At 59.6% G+C, this 18,741-nt stretch carries 12 protein-coding genes and 1 pseudogene; 1 reads left to right on the forward strand and 12 read right to left on the reverse strand.

Annotation, left to right across the window (positions count from 1 at the left end; genetic code table 11):
- Window positions 1–33 precede the first annotated feature (33 nt).
- The 12 genes and pseudogenes from OKW37_RS32260 to OKW37_RS32315 all read right to left on the reverse strand — a co-directional run bounded on the left by OKW37_RS32260 (window position 34) and on the right by OKW37_RS32315 (window position 18,416).
- Entirely contained in the window at window positions 34–3,831 is a 3,798-nt protein-coding gene (locus OKW37_RS32260; RefSeq protein ID WP_429403333.1) for a DEAD/DEAH box helicase, read from the reverse strand.
- A 966-nt stretch (window positions 3,832–4,797) separates the two neighbouring features.
- Window positions 4,798–5,667, reverse strand: coding sequence for a hypothetical protein (locus OKW37_RS32265; RefSeq protein ID WP_429403334.1), 870 nt, complete (start codon window positions 5,665–5,667; stop codon window positions 4,798–4,800).
- A 405-nt stretch (window positions 5,668–6,072) separates the two neighbouring features.
- A pseudogene (locus OKW37_RS32270) lies at window positions 6,073–6,353 on the reverse strand (hypothetical protein); the annotation flags it as partial.
- A 100-nt stretch (window positions 6,354–6,453) separates the two neighbouring features.
- Window positions 6,454–6,951, reverse strand: coding sequence for a Mov34/MPN/PAD-1 family protein (locus tag OKW37_RS32275; protein WP_429403335.1), 498 nt, complete (start codon window positions 6,949–6,951; stop codon window positions 6,454–6,456).
- Window positions 6,948–7,400 (reverse strand): hypothetical protein, encoded by a 453-nt coding sequence (locus tag OKW37_RS32280; protein WP_429403336.1) that lies wholly within the window; start codon window positions 7,398–7,400, stop codon window positions 6,948–6,950. The genes OKW37_RS32275 and OKW37_RS32280 overlap by 4 nt, the downstream gene beginning before the upstream one ends.
- Window positions 7,401–7,629: 229 nt before the next feature.
- On the reverse strand, window positions 7,630–8,430 hold the full coding sequence (gene istB / locus OKW37_RS32285) for an IS21-like element helper ATPase IstB (RefSeq protein ID WP_429403337.1): 801 nt from the start codon (window positions 8,428–8,430) through the stop codon (window positions 7,630–7,632).
- The gene (gene istA, locus OKW37_RS32290) at window positions 8,423–9,946 is read right to left on the reverse strand and encodes an IS21 family transposase (RefSeq protein ID WP_429403338.1); all 1,524 of its coding nucleotides are present in this window, start codon (window positions 9,944–9,946) and stop codon (window positions 8,423–8,425) included. Before istA ends, istB begins: the two co-directional genes overlap by 8 nt.
- A 674-nt stretch (window positions 9,947–10,620) precedes the next feature.
- The gene (locus tag OKW37_RS32295; RefSeq protein WP_429403339.1) at window positions 10,621–11,508 is read right to left on the reverse strand and encodes a LysR substrate-binding domain-containing protein; all 888 of its coding nucleotides are present in this window, start codon (window positions 11,506–11,508) and stop codon (window positions 10,621–10,623) included.
- An 11-nt stretch (window positions 11,509–11,519) separates the two neighbouring features.
- The gene (locus OKW37_RS32300) at window positions 11,520–12,920 is read right to left on the reverse strand and encodes a TniQ family protein (RefSeq protein ID WP_429403340.1); all 1,401 of its coding nucleotides are present in this window, start codon (window positions 12,918–12,920) and stop codon (window positions 11,520–11,522) included.
- A 2-nt stretch (window positions 12,921–12,922) separates the two neighbouring features.
- Entirely contained in the window at window positions 12,923–14,533 is a 1,611-nt protein-coding gene (locus OKW37_RS32305) for an ATP-binding protein (RefSeq protein ID WP_429403341.1), read from the reverse strand.
- Between the two features lie 70 nt (window positions 14,534–14,603).
- Window positions 14,604–17,039, reverse strand: a complete 2,436-nt coding sequence (locus OKW37_RS32310) for a hypothetical protein (protein ID WP_429510019.1) — start codon at window positions 17,037–17,039, stop codon at window positions 14,604–14,606.
- 552 nt (window positions 17,040–17,591) lie between these two features.
- On the reverse strand, window positions 17,592–18,416 hold the full coding sequence (locus OKW37_RS32315) for a hypothetical protein (RefSeq protein ID WP_429403344.1): 825 nt from the start codon (window positions 18,414–18,416) through the stop codon (window positions 17,592–17,594).
- Between the two features lie 172 nt (window positions 18,417–18,588).
- Here OKW37_RS32315 and OKW37_RS32320 point away from each other — a divergent pair, with 172 nt between their 5' ends.
- Window positions 18,589–18,741, forward strand: a complete 153-nt coding sequence (locus OKW37_RS32320) for a hypothetical protein (protein WP_429403345.1) — start codon at window positions 18,589–18,591, stop codon at window positions 18,739–18,741.

Here is an 18,741-nt window from a genome sequence, read left to right on the forward strand (position 1 = left end):
GCTCTGCGAACGCCCATCGTCCTGATACTTCAATTATATTTCGGCATCCGTACTAAACCCAGCTTCTTGAAAGTCGGTCGCAGTGCGCTTTCGATGCCACTCCATCTCCGATTCATCCAGGTGCTCGGCCATTCGGCTGAAAATGCGGTGCACATCAGATGCGCCGGTCCAGTACTTCCGGTCGCCCACAACATATAGCCGTCGTTTAGCTCTCGTCACCGCAACGTTGACCAGATTCGGCTTGGCACCCGCGAAAATTGATATGACTCCGGGACTCGACGGGTTACCTCCCAGGAGGAAGACGACATGCTCCGCCTCCTTTCCCTGGAACGTGTGCACGGTTCCGGACATACCTTTGCTTTCTTCTCCATAGCGCCTGAGCAGAAGTAGTCGAATCTTGTACGCAACAGTGCGGAACGGCGTAATGACGTAGACCTTGAAGCGTCCTTTTTCCTTGAGCCTGCCCCCGGTAATCGCGTGAACCAGTTCCATCGTCCGGTGTGCCTGAGCTTCGACCCAGTGCCCCTCCGAATGCTCGGCCGGCACATGCACCCATTTGCTGGGTCCAATGCCGGGCGGCCCCTCGTCGTCGCCCGCACCGTAGACCATTTTGTCCTCGTACGCGATGCTGTTAGAGACCCGGAACATGGGGTCCAGACACCGGCGGTGGACTAAAAGCGGCGAGCCTAACCAGATCTGTTCGTCCGAGCCAGGCTCCCCGAGGTACATTCCGTGACGGTTCGCGCGATCGGCTAGCGTCTGCGCTGACGCAAATGGAGGAGCCCACTGAGCTTCCGCCGAACAACGCTTCAGCAACGGTGAGATCATCTCTTCCGGCACGCTGACGACCGGCTCGAGCTGCAGCGGATCTCCGACAATAACTGTGTTGCGGCTGCGCCAGATCGCACCTGCGGCCTGCTGGGGTGCAGCCTGACCAGCTTCGTCGATCATCAGCCACGCCAGTGCCTCACGGCCAATACCTGAGAACAGCCGGGGGAACGAGGCGAAGGTCGTCGAGACCACAGGCACAACCAAAAAAAACGCGTCCCAGAGATGGATGGAGCCTTTCGTGATCTGCGCGGGACTCAGGTTACCCTGCAGCAGATTGACAAACGCGCTGAGCGTGCGCGCCAGCCGCTTCCACGCTGCAACGATGAAAGCCTGATGGAGCGCCATGGCTGCGATAAAGAGTTCGCGGCGTGCCTGAAACAAGGCGGGATACTCATACGGCGCAGCGCTGTGCATTGCCTCGCGATTGAGCTGGGCAAGGTCCCAATGCCCGATCTTTTCGGGGGGAGCATCAGCGGACGAAAGCACCTGTTCGGCGCGGTCAATATCCGCTTCGGCCCGAGCCTGCTGCGCCTGCATTTTCGATATGCGCTGCTTCGTGGCGTCGGCGGTGGTTTGTGCCGATTGCACAGCAGCGGAAGCAATGTCGACGGACTTGCCTGCGTCGATTGCGGCTCGCTCAAGGCGACCAAGCAACCCCGCTGACGGTTGTGCATCGCCTGATGCGTCATCAAATTCGACACCTTGGTCGCGGGCCTCCTCTTTGCAGGACAGCGAATGTTGCCGCGCCAGCTTCAAGGTTTCGGCGCGCGCCTCAAATGCGCGTTGGAGACTCTCCTGGTTCGCAAACGCGTCAATCATGCGCGACTCATGCTCGCGCGCCTCACGCAGCCGGGAATCCAGTTCGGCGCTGCGTTCGTTCCAGCGGCGGCTGTATGCCGTGCGAAAGAGTTCTGAGAGAAACCCCGGCTTGTTCCGTTGATGAAACTCGATGTCGGCCTGCAGGCGCCGGTAGGCTGTATCGGCGCGAACGCGTTGATCTTTGGCGTCGTCCAATGCTCCAGGCAAGATCCGTTCGGCGATCGCTTCGCACGCTTTCCGGTGCGCCTCTACCTGCTGTTCGGCTTCGATCCACTTTTGACCGGCGCTCAGGCTCAGTCTGGCGCTCGTATGCGCGTTCCTGGCAGCCACGAGTGCCGCCTGGGCGCTGCGCAGCACGTCGAGTTGGCCCGGCAGCAACTGCGCGTATCGGGTGAGCTCGCTTAAGGCCTGCCCCCGCCTGCCGGTTGCGCCCACGCGTAACTGTATTGCATCGGCGACAGCCGTTGCCTGACGGGTTAAAATCTCGACCTTCTCGCGGGCGCGCCGGTACTGTGCGCAGGCGACATCCCATGACAGGGCGCCATGCTCGCCTGTCCTCATGAGATCCTGGAGAGAACGCAAACGCAGCGGATCAACCGGAGGAGGAGGCTCCCCCGGTTTCGTCTTCGCTGGCAGACCTGACAGCCAGAAACGGGTCGCAAACTGGCTGCGATTGCTCTTGTTTCCCAGTACGGCGGTAACAAGGCCCCAGCGCTGGCGCTGCGCGGAGACCTGCTGGGCCTTCTGTGGTGCGGCCACCGAGTCGGCGACTACCGAAAAGTAGTCAACGTCGAAACATTCGTCGATCTCTGAGCGCCCTGGCAACTCTTTCGTGATGTTCTCGACCGCGCCATTATTGGCCGACGAAACCACCATACCGAAACCCCTGAGGCGCGCATCAAGCTCATACGCTGGATACTGATACCGCTCAATGTCGAGACGCTTGCGAAATGCAGACTCCGGGTTGGTGAATTCGACCAGCACGTCCGCCCTACGCACAACGACCGCAGCAATGATGTCCTTGAGCATCGTCGTCTTGCCGGTTCCGGGCGGCCCGTTCACCGAGAAGAGACCGCCCGCATCCGTGAGATCACGCAAGGCCGTGTTGACGGCGAACTGCTGCGCGGTCACCAGCGGAAACTTCGCTGGCCAGCAGCCTGGTGGTTGCAGAGACGGGTGAACACCGTCGATCAACTTGTCGACCTGTCGCTCAAGGTCGATGCGCCCCGACGAATCTTCGCCTTGCAGATAAGCGGTGAGGCCAGCACCAACGTGTCGCGCTTCGACCGCTCCAGCGACGTGCTCCAGGTCCTCAGCGTAGAAGCTGTTCAGCGGATCGTCCTGGGTGGTAGCACTCTCAGTTTCGTTCTTTGGCACCCAACGTGCCTGAATTCGCCACGACTCCTCGCGCTCAGGGCGCCAACCGCACATGTCGAACACTAGCGCACTAATCGCCTTGATGTCCGCAGAAGTCACCGGACGAAGCGGTGGCGGTTCCGGCCGGGATTCCGCGGACAGCGCTGTAATCTCAGCGATGAGTGCCGCGGATACTGGTGCTGCCGGTGCTGGTATCGGATCGCGCTCTTCGCTTGTTTCAGGCGACGTGTGCTCATCGTCTGCTGCTCTGCGAATTAGCCTGCGCTCGACCATCAGGTCGGTTAACTTCGCGCGGATCTTCTCTTCAAGCCCACGGATTCCGAAAAAACCTTGAAAATCGAGTTTCCCAGCTTTCCCCGAGGCGTTCGAAATCTGAGCAAGGGCCCACGGCACGGTGCTGATAAACACCTGACCACTTGCCATCCCCTCTCCGTTAGCATCCAGCACAACGCACGCCGCCGGCGATGGGGGGCGGCGCTCGGAACCGTCGATGGGAGGAGCTGCGAGATACTTGCGAGCGACCTCGATAAAGTAACTGCCATCGAGAATGCCAGCGAAGATCTGAAATTTCCGATTGGGCCCGATCTGGGCATCCAGAATCGCGCGCTTCTTCGGATCGAGCCACGGCATCTCGCGCTCTGCCGCATCATGGCTCAACGCCCACACAGACTCTTCGAGCTTTACATCAGGCGGCGATTGAGGCCCAAGGTACTCGAGCGCTTGCCAAAAATTCAAGGCTGTCGCAGCCTCCTTCCAGCGATCACGCTTCGTTTCGCTTGCAGCAGCCGTGGTAGTCGTATTCACTGTCGTTGTCTTCTTCTGGTGTGGCGCATTACCTGTTCCGATTTCCACCGCGGGCGTAGCGAAAGCGGCGCTACGGCATCTATCGACGAGCTGGCAGACTTGATCCTGCAGGAGCATTGATACCTCTGCCGCATCGGCTGCGCCTTACATATGCGCCTCATTGTGAATGGCCAGAGCGGTCGATTCGATCTTCATGTCCGTCCAACCAGTCTTTGGCCAGTTCTCATTCCACGTTTGCACGCGTCTGAAGTCGACATCGCGGTACCAGCAATGGAGGAAGCGATGATCGTATAGAGACAGCGTCTTGAGAGGAATCGTATGCGGTGGTGAATTGCCCTCGCGTGCGTCACTTGTTATAACAGACATGCAAAATGCATGAGGTCCTATCGGAGAGCGCTCTGCGGTAGCACGCGTTTCGATCACGCTCGCTTTCCAGGAGTCTGTCCTGGCGCACGCAGTTCGCGCAACATTCGCTTAAACGACGTGAGCACACAAGTCTGGTTGCATTGCAGCCGGGACCACGGCTTCATATCGGCAGATTCATCCGGTTCTTGAGCGAGAATTTTGAGTGGACCGGCGTTGTTTTGCGAACTGTCGCCGGACTTTGCCAACCCTTGACTGATGGAATGTCAGCGGCCGCGAGTTTCTCGATGAGATCTCAATTATGTCCTGCTGTTTTGGGTGTTTGTGGTCCCTGTCGCCGCGTTAGAGCACAATCGTCGGCAAACGAACTCTGCGGTGATCTCCTTCTCGCCAGGCGTCGACGGGCGATACCCGGTACGGCGTTGCTTGAGGCTGGCCCTGGGCATCCACGGTAACGTGAATCGCGCAGACGGCAGCATCCGTCTCATGGACGTGGGGACCCAGATGGTCGGGACCAGCATGCGCGTCCAAACGCAGCCAATCGTTATGGAAACGAATCCGGCTGAACACGGCCTGCCTTGTGCGGACCCGGGGCGCTTGGGGCTATGCCGGCGCGTCCGTCGACCCTGCATTTATCCAGGGCGCCAGTTCTCCGGACCTGAGCGCGACGCCCGCATATGGAGAACTGGAATCAACGTCGAAGCGGAAAGCGTTCTTCTTGTCTGTCAACCTGGGAATGGCGCCATGCCAGAACAACGTTGCCTTCTTGTCAACCAGTGTCGGAAGATAATTGGGCAGCACTTTCTTTTTGCTCGACACCAGTAGCAAGGGGAGTTTCTTCGCTTCATGGAGGAATCGCTTTCTGCTTTCTATAAGAAAGCTATAGTCCGCCTCTCTGACGGTTGAAGCACCGAAAATGATCCGCTCGGGCGGATTAAGCGAACTGATTTCATCCGAGGCACTGCCAAGAAATATAAAGGCACTCTCGTACGTCAGGTGCTGATTCCCGATAGTCAGTGGCTGCGATGCACGCTCCCCGGGCGTCAACTGGATCCAGGCATCAATCACCTCTTCCAGCGTTCCCGGGTAGTACGCGGGGAGTGTACGGACCGTCACTGCCAGTTGCTGCAACTCTTCTCTCGTAGGCTCAGCAGCTTTTTTTCTGATGGTCGGACCAGGACCGAGAAGGTTTGGCACGGATTTGCGAGGCTCATCCGCAGGTCTTGGGTGAGACTCTCCGGGATACATCGACGGTTCGGTAGATCGGGCCTCGTTGGGGCAGCCAGCGACGTGCCGTTCGGGAGCGTAGAAATAGGTGTTTTTCAGTTTCTTGGGATGCACCTTGACGAGGCAGTCTTTGTTTGGGCAATAGCACGAAAGGTCAAATGCTGCTTTTGCCTTGTACGCATAGTCCGCATTCACTTTTGATTCCACCTGCCAGCATAGTGCCTCCGTCATCAACTCATCACGCATGCGATCAATCTCCGAAACCAGAAAATTTATCCAACCTCGACTCAACCGTAAATATTCCTGACTATTCCACCTGTTTTCCTGTTGCCTGATTGCCTACCAGACCGCGATTCGCGGCCGTGGTGAAAGGCGTTGCATGCCCGACACACTGTTCCGGCGGCACCGCCTGTCGGTTGGTGTGGCATGCGTCAGAGGCAACAATGCGTTTTGCATCTGTGGCGCAGATGCGGCCATGCGTTGACCAATCTTGCGGGCTTCATTATATGAGTCAGAAGTCCGTAGCGACGAGCAGCACGCTAGGGAGGTTCGCATATCACCGCTTGCAGTACCCCTGACACATTCACGCACCGGTACGCGATGCCCGGCGTTCTCAGCAACATGCCTGACGTCCGTTCCCGCACGATAGCATCAGGTGCCGCGAGCTCCGTCCGGTTCGCTCCTGTTGACCCGCACCGAAGGCCTGTCCCCCTGTTGTATGCGTTCGACGTCGTCGCTGTGCAGGTAGATAGACGTCGTCGACACGGATGCGTGCCGAAGGTAGTCGCGCACCGTGGTCAACTCCGTACCGTGGCCCAACGCCTGTGTCGCGCCAACAGGACAAAGCGTCGTAGCACGCCCAAGAGCCGCACATTGCTGATCGCCGCGCCGCTGTCGGCCTCAAGGCTGCCAATGACCGGCGTGTCCGGCCTTCAGTGCACCGGCATGGCCGGCAGACCGAGATCGTCTTGCATGAGCTGCATGCAGAAGACAGTAGGCACGGTACATCGAGCGCTACGCGATGATCCCGCGTCAGTCCGAGCGGTGAATATCTTCAAATAGAGCTTCACGCAAGTCGATTCCATCATCAATCCAGACGCGCACGCCGATGGGCGGTGGCGCATTTCCGACTATGACGAAGACAATTCCTGAGAGCTGTGGCTTTGCCGCCAGCGAATGATCGCGTGCCAGGCGACGATCCTCCATGGAGGGCGTAGGCGACGGCTCCGGATGCGTATGCCAGAAGCCAATGCAATGTAGTCCGTTCGTGAAAAGCGACTCCCGTTCGTTCCTTGCACGGTCAGTACTGAAGGTCACCCGCGCCCATGCAGCCCGTGTAGGTGTCAACACCGTTGCTACCTCCGCGACGACAGGGTTAGAAGTGAGATCTTTCGTGAATAGCTGCCCGACGGACTCCTTGCTCGAAGGCGAACGCTGAACATGACCGAGAAGTGTCCCAATGGCCGTTTCACTGAGCTCAAGCGACCACGCTGCGCCGGGCAGACGATATTTGAGGATACGATACGTCATTTGCCGCGCAGCACTTTTGAAAGTTCCCGAGTCGTTGCTGCGCTGTCAGATCGCGACGAAGAGAGGGGCACGATCGAGCGTGTCGTAACCGGTGCAGGCAGCGTATCGAAGAAGGCGCTCGAGCGGACCCATGACCATACAGTCGATGGTTGTCCCATGTCATCGAGAACGGCAATCACGCGTTCGGCAGCGAACGCCGCGATTAGCTGAATGTCCGCGGCGCCGTACGGGTGGAAACCATCCGAACAGGCCGGCAGATCGACCCGCGTATCGCGTGCTGGAAGATCGCTGGCGTTGACCAGCGTGTCCGCCGGGTCGTCGACCGGCCACGGTACTGCCGGCTGGGTCAATACGACGTGGCCGGCACTACAAAGTGGTTCCGTCCAGGCATGGATAATTGGAATATTCCCGAACAAGACAGATCGCATGGTGGAGATGAACGTTCGCACCGGCGATTCCGCCGTGCATTCCACCACCAGTGTCCGCGCCGAATGAATTTTGAGCCACCGCGCCGACCGAGCTTTGAGCCGGGGTGGAGACCGGTCCGAAGCAGGACCGGTTGTGGATTAGTGTATGGGTTTGCGGAGGGCTTGTCCTCCTTCGTGTGAGGATGTATTGCGCAGTGGAAGCTGCGAAGGGCGTAGCCCGTAGCGGCTTCCACTGCGCGGCAAGCGACGATCAGGCTGATTCGTTCGCGCTCGCACTGTCGGCTCTGCGCGCTGCTTCACGCGAGCGGATACGCTTCTTTGCACTGGCGCTGCTATGGCGGAAACGGTAGCTTTCGTTGCCGGTTTCCACGATGTGGCAGTGATGCGTCAGCCGGTCCAGCAATGCCGTGGTCATCTTCGCGTCGCCGAACACACTGGACCATTCGGCGAAGTCCAGATTCGTTGTCACCGCAACGCTCGTGTGCTCGTACAGGCGACTCAGCAGGTGGAATAGCAACGCCCCGCCGGCCTGGCTGAAGGGCAGATATCCGAGTTCGTCCAGAATGACCAGGTCGAGGCGCAGCAGGCTCGCCGCGATCCTCCCGGCGCGTCCCTGCGCCTTCTCCTGCTCCAGTGCGTTGGCCAGATCCACGGTCGAGTAGAAGCGCACGCGCTTGCCGTGGTGCATGATGCCGGACACGCCGATGGCGGTCGCCAGATGCGTCTTGCCCGAGCCCGGGCCGCCAACCAGAACCAGGTTGTGCGCGCCCTCGGTGAACGTCATACCGGCCAGTTGCGTGACGAGCTGGCGGTCGACCGGCGAGCCATCGAAGTCGAAGCCGGCGATGTCGCGATGCACCGGGAACTTCGCCGCGTTCATCTGGTGGCTGACCGAACGCACGGCCCGATCCGCGACCTCGGCCTGCAGCAGCCGTTCGAGCAGCCACTGCGAAGACGCCGCCTCGACATTCACCTGTTCGAGCAGTTCGGCCCAGCCGGCAGCCATGCCGTGCAGCCGCAAGTGTTTAAGTTCGACGATCAGATCACGCATGACCGGCCTCCGGCTGTTGCAGCGCCGGGCGCAGCCCGTCGTAGCGCGATGTGTCGGCCAGCGGCGGTGTCGTCAGTTGTAGCGCAGTATCGATCTTCGGCGGCATCTGCACGCTGCGCATGCGCGACAGCACGTTCACCACATGCTCGACGCTCACGCGCCCGGAGGGCGGCGCCTGCTCCAATGCAAGTTCGACTGCAACCACTATGGCATCCAGACCGCTTTCCGGGACTAGCGCCAGAACCTTCGCCATTACCCGGTCACCACCTGGCTCACGTAGTAACGCCCGACGCAGGCGTTGCAGCGGCTCGGGCATGCCCTGGAACGGCGCACCGTTACGCAGCGCGCCGGGCTTGCGCTGGATCAGCGGGATATAGTGCTGCCAGTCGTATCGCACCAGTCCTTCGTCGGCCAGTCGCTCATGGGCGGCCACCACGGCATCATCGCCCACCACCACCACACGGCCCGGATAGAGCCGCGTGCTGAGCATCTGGCCTGCGAATTCGCATGGCACCGAGTAGCGATTGCGGCCAATCACCACCAGGCAGGTCGACGAGACTCGTGCCGCACGCTCAACATAACCGTCAAACGGTGTCGGCATCGGCATCAGATGGGCGCGCTCCTGCTCGAACACGTCGGCGACGCTCAGGTCACGATAGTCCGGGTGCTTCACCTGATCCCACAACGACCGGCACCGGGTCGCCAGCCATGCATTCAGATCAGCGAAACTGCCGAAGCGCTGCGCACGCGCCTCAATCCAGATGCGCAGACGGCTGTCCTGCACGTTCTTTTCGACGACGCCTTTCTCCCAGCCACTGGCGACGTTGCAGAAGTCCGGATCGAACAGGTAGTGCGAGCACATCACTGCGAAACGCGGATTGACCGTGCGACCCTTGCCCTTGTGAACCTTGTCTACGGCCGTTTTCATATTGTCGTAGATGCCCCGGCGGGCCACCCCGCCGAAGGCCGCGAACGAGCGCGTATGGGCATCGAACAGCATCTCGTGCCCCTGGCTCGGATAGGCAACCAGCCAGAACGCCCGCGACGCACATAGCTTCATGTGCGACACCTGCAGCTTGCGGTAAATGCCGCCGACAACCAGTCCTTCCTCGGACCAGTCAAACTGGAATGCCTCGCCCAGCTCGAATCGCAATGGCACAAACGCCGATTTCGAAACCGCCTTGCCTTCGCCTTGCCGCCAGGCCCGGATGAAATCGGTCACCCGCGAGTAACAGCCGTCGTAGCCGCCGGCCTTGATTTCCTGGAACAGCATCCAGGCGGTGCGCCGCTCCTTCTTCGGTCGCCGCGCGTCGACACTGAGCGCCTGCACCAGCACCTCATGAAACGGCGTCAACCGGGTCGGCTGGGCGCGCCGCTGATACTTCGGCTCCTCCTGAACATCCATGTTCAGATATTTACTAATCGTGTTGCGCGACAGGCTTGTGAGACGTGCTATCTCGCGTACCGACTTGTTCTGGCGGTGGAACATCCGCCGCACCTTGCCAATCATCGTCATCGGGATCATCCCCAAAAACCCTGCCAGAAAAACTAGCAGGATAGGTTGATTGCCCGGCTCAATTTTCAGTCGGCGCGATCCCTACATGTGGCTGAATTTTCGGTCGGCGTAAACACGTCAGTCGCCCAACAGGCGTTTTCACCGCATCACCCGCAATTGACAGGACGTGATCCTGTAGGCGCTTCTGGACTATGGCCGAGCTGCCGTCTTCGATGGTTTGGACGATTGATCCGTGCTTATGCTCTGAATCGTCGGCTCCTCGTAACCCCGCTGGTGTCTTCGCCAATATCCACGATAACACCGGCCGAGAGTTGTGGGCAGCCAACATCACGACCGTGCCCGCCCGACGCGAAACGCATCCCGGCGGCCTTGGAGGTGCGCGGGGTGCACAGGGTGCTTCGAGAGCATGACGCTTGGTGGACGGCTTACGCGGTCTGTACAGCGGCTTTATAACGATGCTGGCGACGAGTTCTTCGCGGATCTAACGGAAATTTTCACCTTCAGTCCGCAAGGCGCCGAACCATGACGACGGCTAGCTTATCTCTTAACATCGTGGTTGTTGCGCATTCTTGGTTGCCCTTTAAGATTTCGAAAGTGCAATCAGCTCGGTGATGTTCGCGCCCGCCGCGACAATCAATCGACCCCTGTGCCCCATTGACGTCAAACATTCGAGATCAATTCTGCCCTGACAACAGCCAGTCACGAAAAGCAGCAAACGCAGGCATCGTCAACTTGCTTGGGCCGTACATCAGATAGTAGGCAGCGTCGCCTTGGTCGAGTGTCAACGCGTAGGGCGCAACGAGTTCCCCTGCGGTCAACTCAGCGGCCACCAACGCCAGAGTAACAATCGCGATCCCGTGCCCCCGCTTTGCCGCCCGAAGAGCAACGAGAGAGCTTTCATAGGTCAACGTGTTGGTCAGATTGAAATCGCTTATTCCAGCGGCGCGCAACCAGTCGGGCCAGTCCGTCGGCCTGGTCAAGGTGCGTAGCAACGTGCAGTCGCGAAGTGTCGCTGCTTCGCCGTGCGTCAGTGCTGGATGGGAAATCAGGTACGCCGGAGCACATACCGGGGCGACGAGGCTCCGGAAGATCTTGTCGCAACACAGATCCGTCCTCACGGAGGGAGCAAAACGTATCTCTGCATCAACCGAAATGCCGGCTAGCCCCTCGTGATCGGCGTGCGCCTTAAGGACAACCTGAACAGCGGGATTACCTGCATGGAATTCGGACAGTTTGGGCGCCAGCCAGCAATTTGAAAATGTCACCGCTGCCCGGATTTGCAAACGCCACGCAGACTGGCTCTCCCGGAATTCGACCGTGGCCTTCCGGAAGGCGTCGAAAGCTACGGTGGCGACTTTGAAAAATCGCTGCCCCTCCGGTGTCAGCTTGAGCGGTTGAGCACTCTCAAAGAGACGGACACTCAGTTCGCGCTCTAACAACTGGATTTGACTGCGGATTTCTTCGCGACCAATGTCAAGTTCCTTGATCGCCAGATGATAGCTCATCGATCGCGCCAGCACTTCGAACGTGTGCACGCATCGCAACGGCGGAAAGTCTTGCATAGGTGCCTCCACTAGTCGCGGCAATCGAGCGGTGTCAAGCTCTGCGGCAGGACGTCCCAGAGTTTCTGGACCAGCCGCCACAGCCGAATGTCTTCAGCTGGCGCCCGATCGGCTGCTCCGCAGCGATAGACAAGCTCAGTCCATTGGACCAGGAGTCTCGCCCTTGCTAGACATAATTTCCGGCCACTGGCTTCAGCCTCGAATCGCATCCAGTGCGCGAGGTTTTCCTCGCTCACACCAAAGACACGCGCGATCCGTTCGCGCGGCCATCCCTTGTCGTCCAGCAATGCCGCCGCGCGCGCATAATCCGGCCCAGCGGACGTCGGTTCAAGCCGCCGGTTGTATTGCTGCGCATCCTCCTCGAAAAGAAAGGAGTATCCACAGGAGCAAAAACAGTGAAAGCCACGATCAGGTGCATCACGTATCACGAGACGGTGGCACGGATCGTCCGCGCTCTCTGCTGACGGGCAGATTGGACCGGGTGAATCTTTCACGCGGCGCAGAACACCGGACAGGAACACATCCATCAGAATGGCGGTCAGATTTCCCACCCTCTTCTGTCGCGGGCTGCTATTTACGGAGTCGTGAATCCAGCTGCGCGGCTCCCTGGGGGAGAGTCGAACAAGCTCCAGATAGCTCTTGCCAAAGGTATGCACGACGTCGCGGACAAGCCGGGCTTCGTCTATAAGATGGCGGTTGTTTGCGCCGTAACCCAATACCCGCAGACAGTCCAGCCGCTCGCGACAATCTGCGAGCCGAAGCGCAGTGGCCCCTTCCCTTAAAACCGCCGCCGAGAGGACACCAACCTCGTGTCGTGCGGCACGCTGAAAAGGGGTTCCTGGAACATCCAGGGATGTATCTGCACGAGGGTGTCGCGTAGAAAGCATCCCCTTCGCGGCAGGACCGATAGTGCTCAAAGCGCAGCCGTGAACATGGCAGGTCACCACGCCCGGCAACTGATGTGCCCGTCTCCAGTAACGGCGCACCCGCTTCGCATCGTCCTCGAGCCAGCATGCGGTGCAAAACCTGATACCAAGCCGATAGACCCCCGTACGGAGCGTATTCGATCTCCATGGCGGTGGCCCGTCCTCAGACCTCCTTTGCTCCGGCACCTGAAAGCACAAGGCGGTAACAGAATCAACTTTTGCCTTGGGCCAGAAAGCCGCGTAATAAGGAAACAGTGTCAGGCGGTCACGGATCTGCTCAGCGGTCATTCCCCACGACTGTCGGGTTTCGGCTTCCAGATGTCGGAGATTTGTAACAATCGCTACCGGCATCTCGAGCCCAGCACCTTCTCCAAACAGTCGTCGGCAAAATGCAGTTACGTTACTTACCTCGTCGTGCTGCACATAGCAAGCTACCACGCTGATAAGCACCTCGTCCGGAAGGGGATACTCCAGAAAGACAGCCATGACTACACCGGGTGCGCCGAATTTCGCGCCAGCCCTCTGCGCGTCCGGGTGTTCTTTGCCGGCGCGTGCGCCACTTTCCGAGTTGAGGCAGGAGACTTTCCGCTCGGGTGTCCCCCAACGAGTGCCTTCTTCATCACTTCCTGGGCTGTCCACCCAGGATGCGTCTGGAGAATGTCCCTGATTTCGGTCTCCGCTTCGACCACCGGCTTTCCGAGGTCAACGAGCATCGCAACGCACAGCGCAAACACCTTCCCCACTTCGACAGACCCATTCCCTGCCTCAAGATCCCGACGGGCGAACTGCCGCTCGATCACTGCCTTGATCTTTTCCACCTCTTCGATCGCCATGTCCTCGAGCCCAACGAGCTTCGTGTAGTCACGCCTGAGCAGTGCATCGATGAGCCCGCTGACGGGCGAGAACGTGTCGGCCACACTCTGTCGGACCAGCTCTGGCGTGACGGCCTGATACCCCGCCCGCAATCCCACATACTGCGTGATTTCCCACGCCAATTTCGCGAATGCGGACAAGCCTGCACTGACTTCGTACAAAGCCTTGCGGATAGGTCTGATATCAGCCGGTGCGCAAGGCAGGAAGTCAATACGTATCAGCTCATCGACGAACCGGCACCACTCGCGCCCGTACCGGTACGGCGACAATTCCGTCTTGCCACCACTGATTGTCCGCCTTGCGTCGCGCATGGACAGGGTGCCGATGATACGCCTCACCTCTGGCGTACCGATCAATATGTACGCACAACAGTCTTCATTGAAAAAATTCGTCAGAAAATCGACGATCCCCGTCTTTTTCGCCGCCTTGAGTGCAAACTGGAACTCGTCGATAATTAGGAATCCAACCATATGCCTTTTCAAAACAGTGTGAACCTTCTTGATGTAGCGTCCGATTTTCGCGTTCGCCGGCATCTCATCCACGTAGTGTGTGGGGAGATGGTCATCGAACCACTGGAGAATGAGCTGCATCAGCGTTTCGACGCTCCCAGTGGACGGACACGACACCACCAGCCACGTCACCTGCACAAAATAGGCCGGCACATCCGCGAACTCCCGATGCTCGATCATCATTGGGAATATGCTTAGCACCATCGCCATCAGCGTGGTCTTGCCAGCGCCCGAAAGACCGATGATCGAATGGCACCGGGAGTGGGACTTCCCTGGATGCCGGATCACCGTCGCATGGAGCGCCTGCGATGCTTCGTAGTTCTTCTGCATCAGTGGTGCGAGGGCAGCGGTCGGAACTGCATCCCGATATCGATGCCGTAACGTGACGTGCATCCAGTCATACAGTTCAAGATGTTCGGGACAGGTGACCAGCACCTGCAGCACATGTTCGATACCAAGGATTTTTCGCACCAGGGGCCACTGTCGCCATGTATCCATGTGTGGCACTGCAAATGCCTTTTTCATGGCGGCGATCACCTCATCTCTCGGCACGAAAGCGGGAAGAGCCAGAATCATAGGATTGCTGGCGTTTTCCTCCAGCTCCTGCTGGCCGTCACGGTAGTCGGCCACGACACACGGATTGAACTTTCGGAAAACATAGTCATCGATGACGGACAAAGACTGTTTTTTGTCATGGCATTCATCTCGAACCCTCATATATCCTCCGGCATACTAAGTAAATTGAACGAAGATTTCACTACTTGGCCCCCTCCTGGTCACCCCTGATTCATTTCCTGTGCGCGAGAGCTGCCATCGTCCGGCGACGCATGGCGGATCTTGCATCGGGAATGTCGCCCACGTCATTCACGGGTTTCTCTGCAGTACGGGCATCATCACCGGGCTGTGAATGATGGTCGTGTCGCTCCGACGCGAAGACGCCGAATCCTCGCGCCTGTTTTTCGATCGCGACTTCAGCGGCCCGCGCATCGCGCATGTCTTTGGTCCGCGGATGATGAAGGCCGGCCTCGCGGAGCGCCCTTCTCTGGTCGAGCCTGGCCTTCCTGCCCTCCTCGGCATTGTTCAACTGATCCATGATGCGTTGAGGCTGTTGCGCGCGTCTCTTCTCGGCGTTGTTGCGCCGGGTCTGCCACCGGTACTGGTTCCACTCCTTAAGCGACGCATCGCCCGGGCATACAGGGTTGGTGGCATTCTGTACGGCATACTGCGGGTAGCCTTCTTCGCCCCTGAACAGAAGCGTGGACATGTTGTCCGGGTTGTACTGCACCGCAATCCGGTCCTTTCCGTGCTTGTGCCAGACGTGGATCAGTGTCGACTGGATATAAGGCGATGTGTAGTACGCACCGTTCCACAACAGCCCCTTGTCGGTCGGCTTCGCGTGATCTTGAGGCCACGTGGCGAGCCGCACTTCGTCGACCGACCGGCATATCAGGCTTCCGCCCATGTTCGCGATTCCCCAGTGCCAGCGGTTAATCGGCGTATTGGCGTCGCCATCGAGCGCGGAATCGGGAATCGCTCCACTGTGGGCAATTGGCGTATCGTTATGAAGCAGTATCGCCCTGAGCATTTTCTTCATGATTTCCGTCACGGTGTGCGTTGCGTCCCAGGCGTAGCGCGGCGCACATCGTGTTGCCACATCTTTTTCAACCACCCCGAAAGCCGCACGCTGATACCGGCTTGGGACCGATCCGAACCGTCTCTCGGACAATCCACGCATCGTCGGATCACTGGCACGAGCGTTGCTGATCGGAACCCCCAGTTCCCGATTAACCCTCCGCCACCCCACCGCCTTCATGAAATCCCCACCCCGATCCGCCAGAAATCCATTGCCCGGCAATCCTTCACAAGACCATTGCGCGCTCGTGATCGTGATGCCGTAGCGTGCGCACAGTTCGACCTTCGGCGTCACGATGCTTTCGAGCACGAGCGCAACACCATCAAAACTCGGGGGTTCCAGTGTTACGTGGACCCCAACGATGAGGCGGCTGAACAGATCCATGCACAGATAGATCGTCGGACGCCCCACGACAACAGTGCGCTTGAGCCTCGAGACAACGTAGACGTCTGCGACCGTCGCATCAATCAGGTACTGTGTACCAGGGCCCTTGGAGTGCTGCAGCGCATGGCCCCGCTTCGGCCGGTGCGTCAGGTGGTACTGGCGCTCACCCACCTTGCGCCTAATACGGATGGGCAAGGGCACATTGGTCAGGAAATGATGCTGAAACTGCCTGACCGTAACCTCTCCAAATGGCGCAAGCTCGAGATCGACGATCTGGCCCGTTGCATCTCGCACCTGACGGGTACAGCGACACACGTAGTTCAGATGGTCGACGCACATCTCCATGGTGATCTGCTTGCGGTCTCCAGCCTTGCCAACCGCACGGGAGCGTTTTCGCCTGGCCTTACCGGACCCCGCAACGCCGCCCGTCTTGCGATTTCGCCTACGGGCTCCGTAAAGCTTCGCATCCGGCTTCGAGCGCTGGATCTCCTTCATCAGTTCAGGTGGAATATCCACCTGCCAGGGACCTTCCTTGCAGGTCAGATACAGATCGGTGTATTGCGCAAACAGGCAGCGCAGAAGTTCAGACGGACGCGCGTCCTGACCGGGATGGAGCGGCTCGCGACCGGGCCGCTTCCGGTACGTGCGCTCGCGGCGCTCGGGCAGTTCATCGCTGCGGAAGCTGGTCAACTGGACTTTCCGCCCGCACCGGAACCGGTTGCTGGTCACCGCTGCCCGGCACATGCCCCGCTGCAGATACCAGCGGTGCAATCTGCGCATCGTCGTGAGGCTTATTTTGCTGGCGTCAGCGTGCTTTTCCAGGATGAGTTTGCGCTGTAGCCCGTAAAAGAGTGTCTTGCGAAACTCAGGATCTTTCACGAGTGATTCGATGTGTTGCCAGTTCTCTTCGCACTGCCACACATGTCCCTGCGTGTCACACTGGATTTTCCTGAATCTGTCATACGGATCGTCCCTAGGCTCAACCGCAACAAATCTGTCCGCACCTGCATAGTCGGGCGCCGCGCGCCGGCACAGGTCCCACGTCAGCAGGCAGATGGTTTCCGTGCGATCGCTGCGCACGTCACACAGCACCGTTTCGAGCTGGCCGCCGGCCGTGTCGACCACCCGATACAGCTTTCCGGTGGCCTCCTCGTGAAACAGATCGTTCTTCGAAACCGGCCTGAAACTACGGGCGTGGTCTGCCATGGTGCGATCCCGGAACAATCTGCCAGCAGCAGCGGCCCGGGGTTCGCGCCCGACCGCACTCACACACCACAATGTCGCGGCACCTTCGCATGTAGAAGGCGACCCGCACAAAAACATCCGGAGTGGCGTGCCGCTCAAGGCGGCGATGGTCCGGAATGACCGACATCCTGGGCCGCTCCGTCTGACATTCGTCGAAAAGAATGCTGGGTATCCAGAATGGCCCTGACAGCCCAGTTGACTTGCCCCATTTCACGGTCCGGTCTCTGGCCGTGCGAGACTGCCTGCGGAAGCGCGCCAGCAGTCTGTTCAGGAGTGCGGACGGGCGGCCATCGTGTTCATAGGGGCAGATCAGCAGACAAGTCGACCTGTGTCGGCCCTGGTCGCCCTGCATCACACCCGTTCCGCACCGCCGAACCTGTCGGCTATACGGATAGACAATACTGGGGCTGACCCGGCAAGATGGCGCGATGGCCCTATGCCGGAACGGTACGCCCAGCACGGTTCGGCTGACGCGGTGGAAGCGATCATTCATGGCGTGCTCTTTGGAAGGGTTCAGCCGCCGCATCGCGTGGCCCGGGTGACTTTCAGTCCACCGAGCGGCTGGAGCAGCAGGTCTGGGAGATCGATACGGCCCACAATCCTGCGGGTGGCAAGCAGCTGTAACCCGGCTCGCACGCCATCGCCCAGTGGTCTGCCCGTCGCCCGGGCTGCCGCATGGCACGCCTCACGCAGGCTGCGATACCGGCACCGCCGGAGTTCGGCCAGCAGCGCATCCTGCTGCACCTGATCGTCAGCGTCCGGACTGGCCGTCAACATGTACTCGCTGTGCGGGAACAGCTGCCACAGGTTACGCACCCGGCAGTCGTTGAATCCGCCCGAGCGGTTCAGCTGCCAGCTGACGCCACGCTGGCGCCAGTACTCACTGACGATCCGCATCGAGTCAGGAGCCGCACGAGCCGGGTCAAGCTGGCATGCGAGCGTGTCGAAGGCGGTCCATGCATGGCCCTTATCCGTTTTGCGCAACGCCATAAGGCCAGTACGCAACACGGACGGGCTGCCGTCGCGCATGCGCGGATGCGCGATACCGAGCCGTAACGCGATCGACTCCGTTTCAGCGGGATCGGTCAGAGGAACATACTCATTCAGGTCGCACGTTTGGGGATTCCAGTGTGCGAGAAGAAAGGTTGCGAGCTCCGCGTCGGAGCCGAGAATGATCTGTCGACCACCGCAGCGCGTGCAGCAGAAGCGGTGCATGCGGCCGACGCCGCGCGCAATCTGCCGCTGCGTGAGCCCCGGCACATACGATGCGCCACTTCCCTCCCCGCGCCGCTCCTTTGCCAGGCGCGCGACAAGCTTCTCTGACAGGGTTGTTTCCACAACGCCTCCTGGAACGTTCCGTGGGCAACCATCTATGGCGACAATGCCCGGGTGACGGCCGGCGCATGAATGGGCGGCCCGATGGCGTCGCCCACGTACTGCTTTGTAGGTCATCAGCAGTGCCGGTGGGACGTTGCGTTGCCGCAGGCCGACCACTGGAACGGATCAGCTGGTGGAACCCGATGTGCGCTATCCGGCGCTGAATGCTCAGGCCGGCAGGCAGCGCACGCCCAGGGAAAAAGTCTGGCCCTTCCGCATCGCGCGCCGGCAGTCTTTTCCCGGCCGGATTACAGGAAAATATACGGCCGCTGATTTAAATCTATAA

This window comes from Paraburkholderia sp. MM5482-R2, assembly GCF_050436125.1.
GTDB classification, from domain to species: Bacteria; Pseudomonadota; Gammaproteobacteria; order Burkholderiales; family Burkholderiaceae; genus Paraburkholderia; species Paraburkholderia tuberum.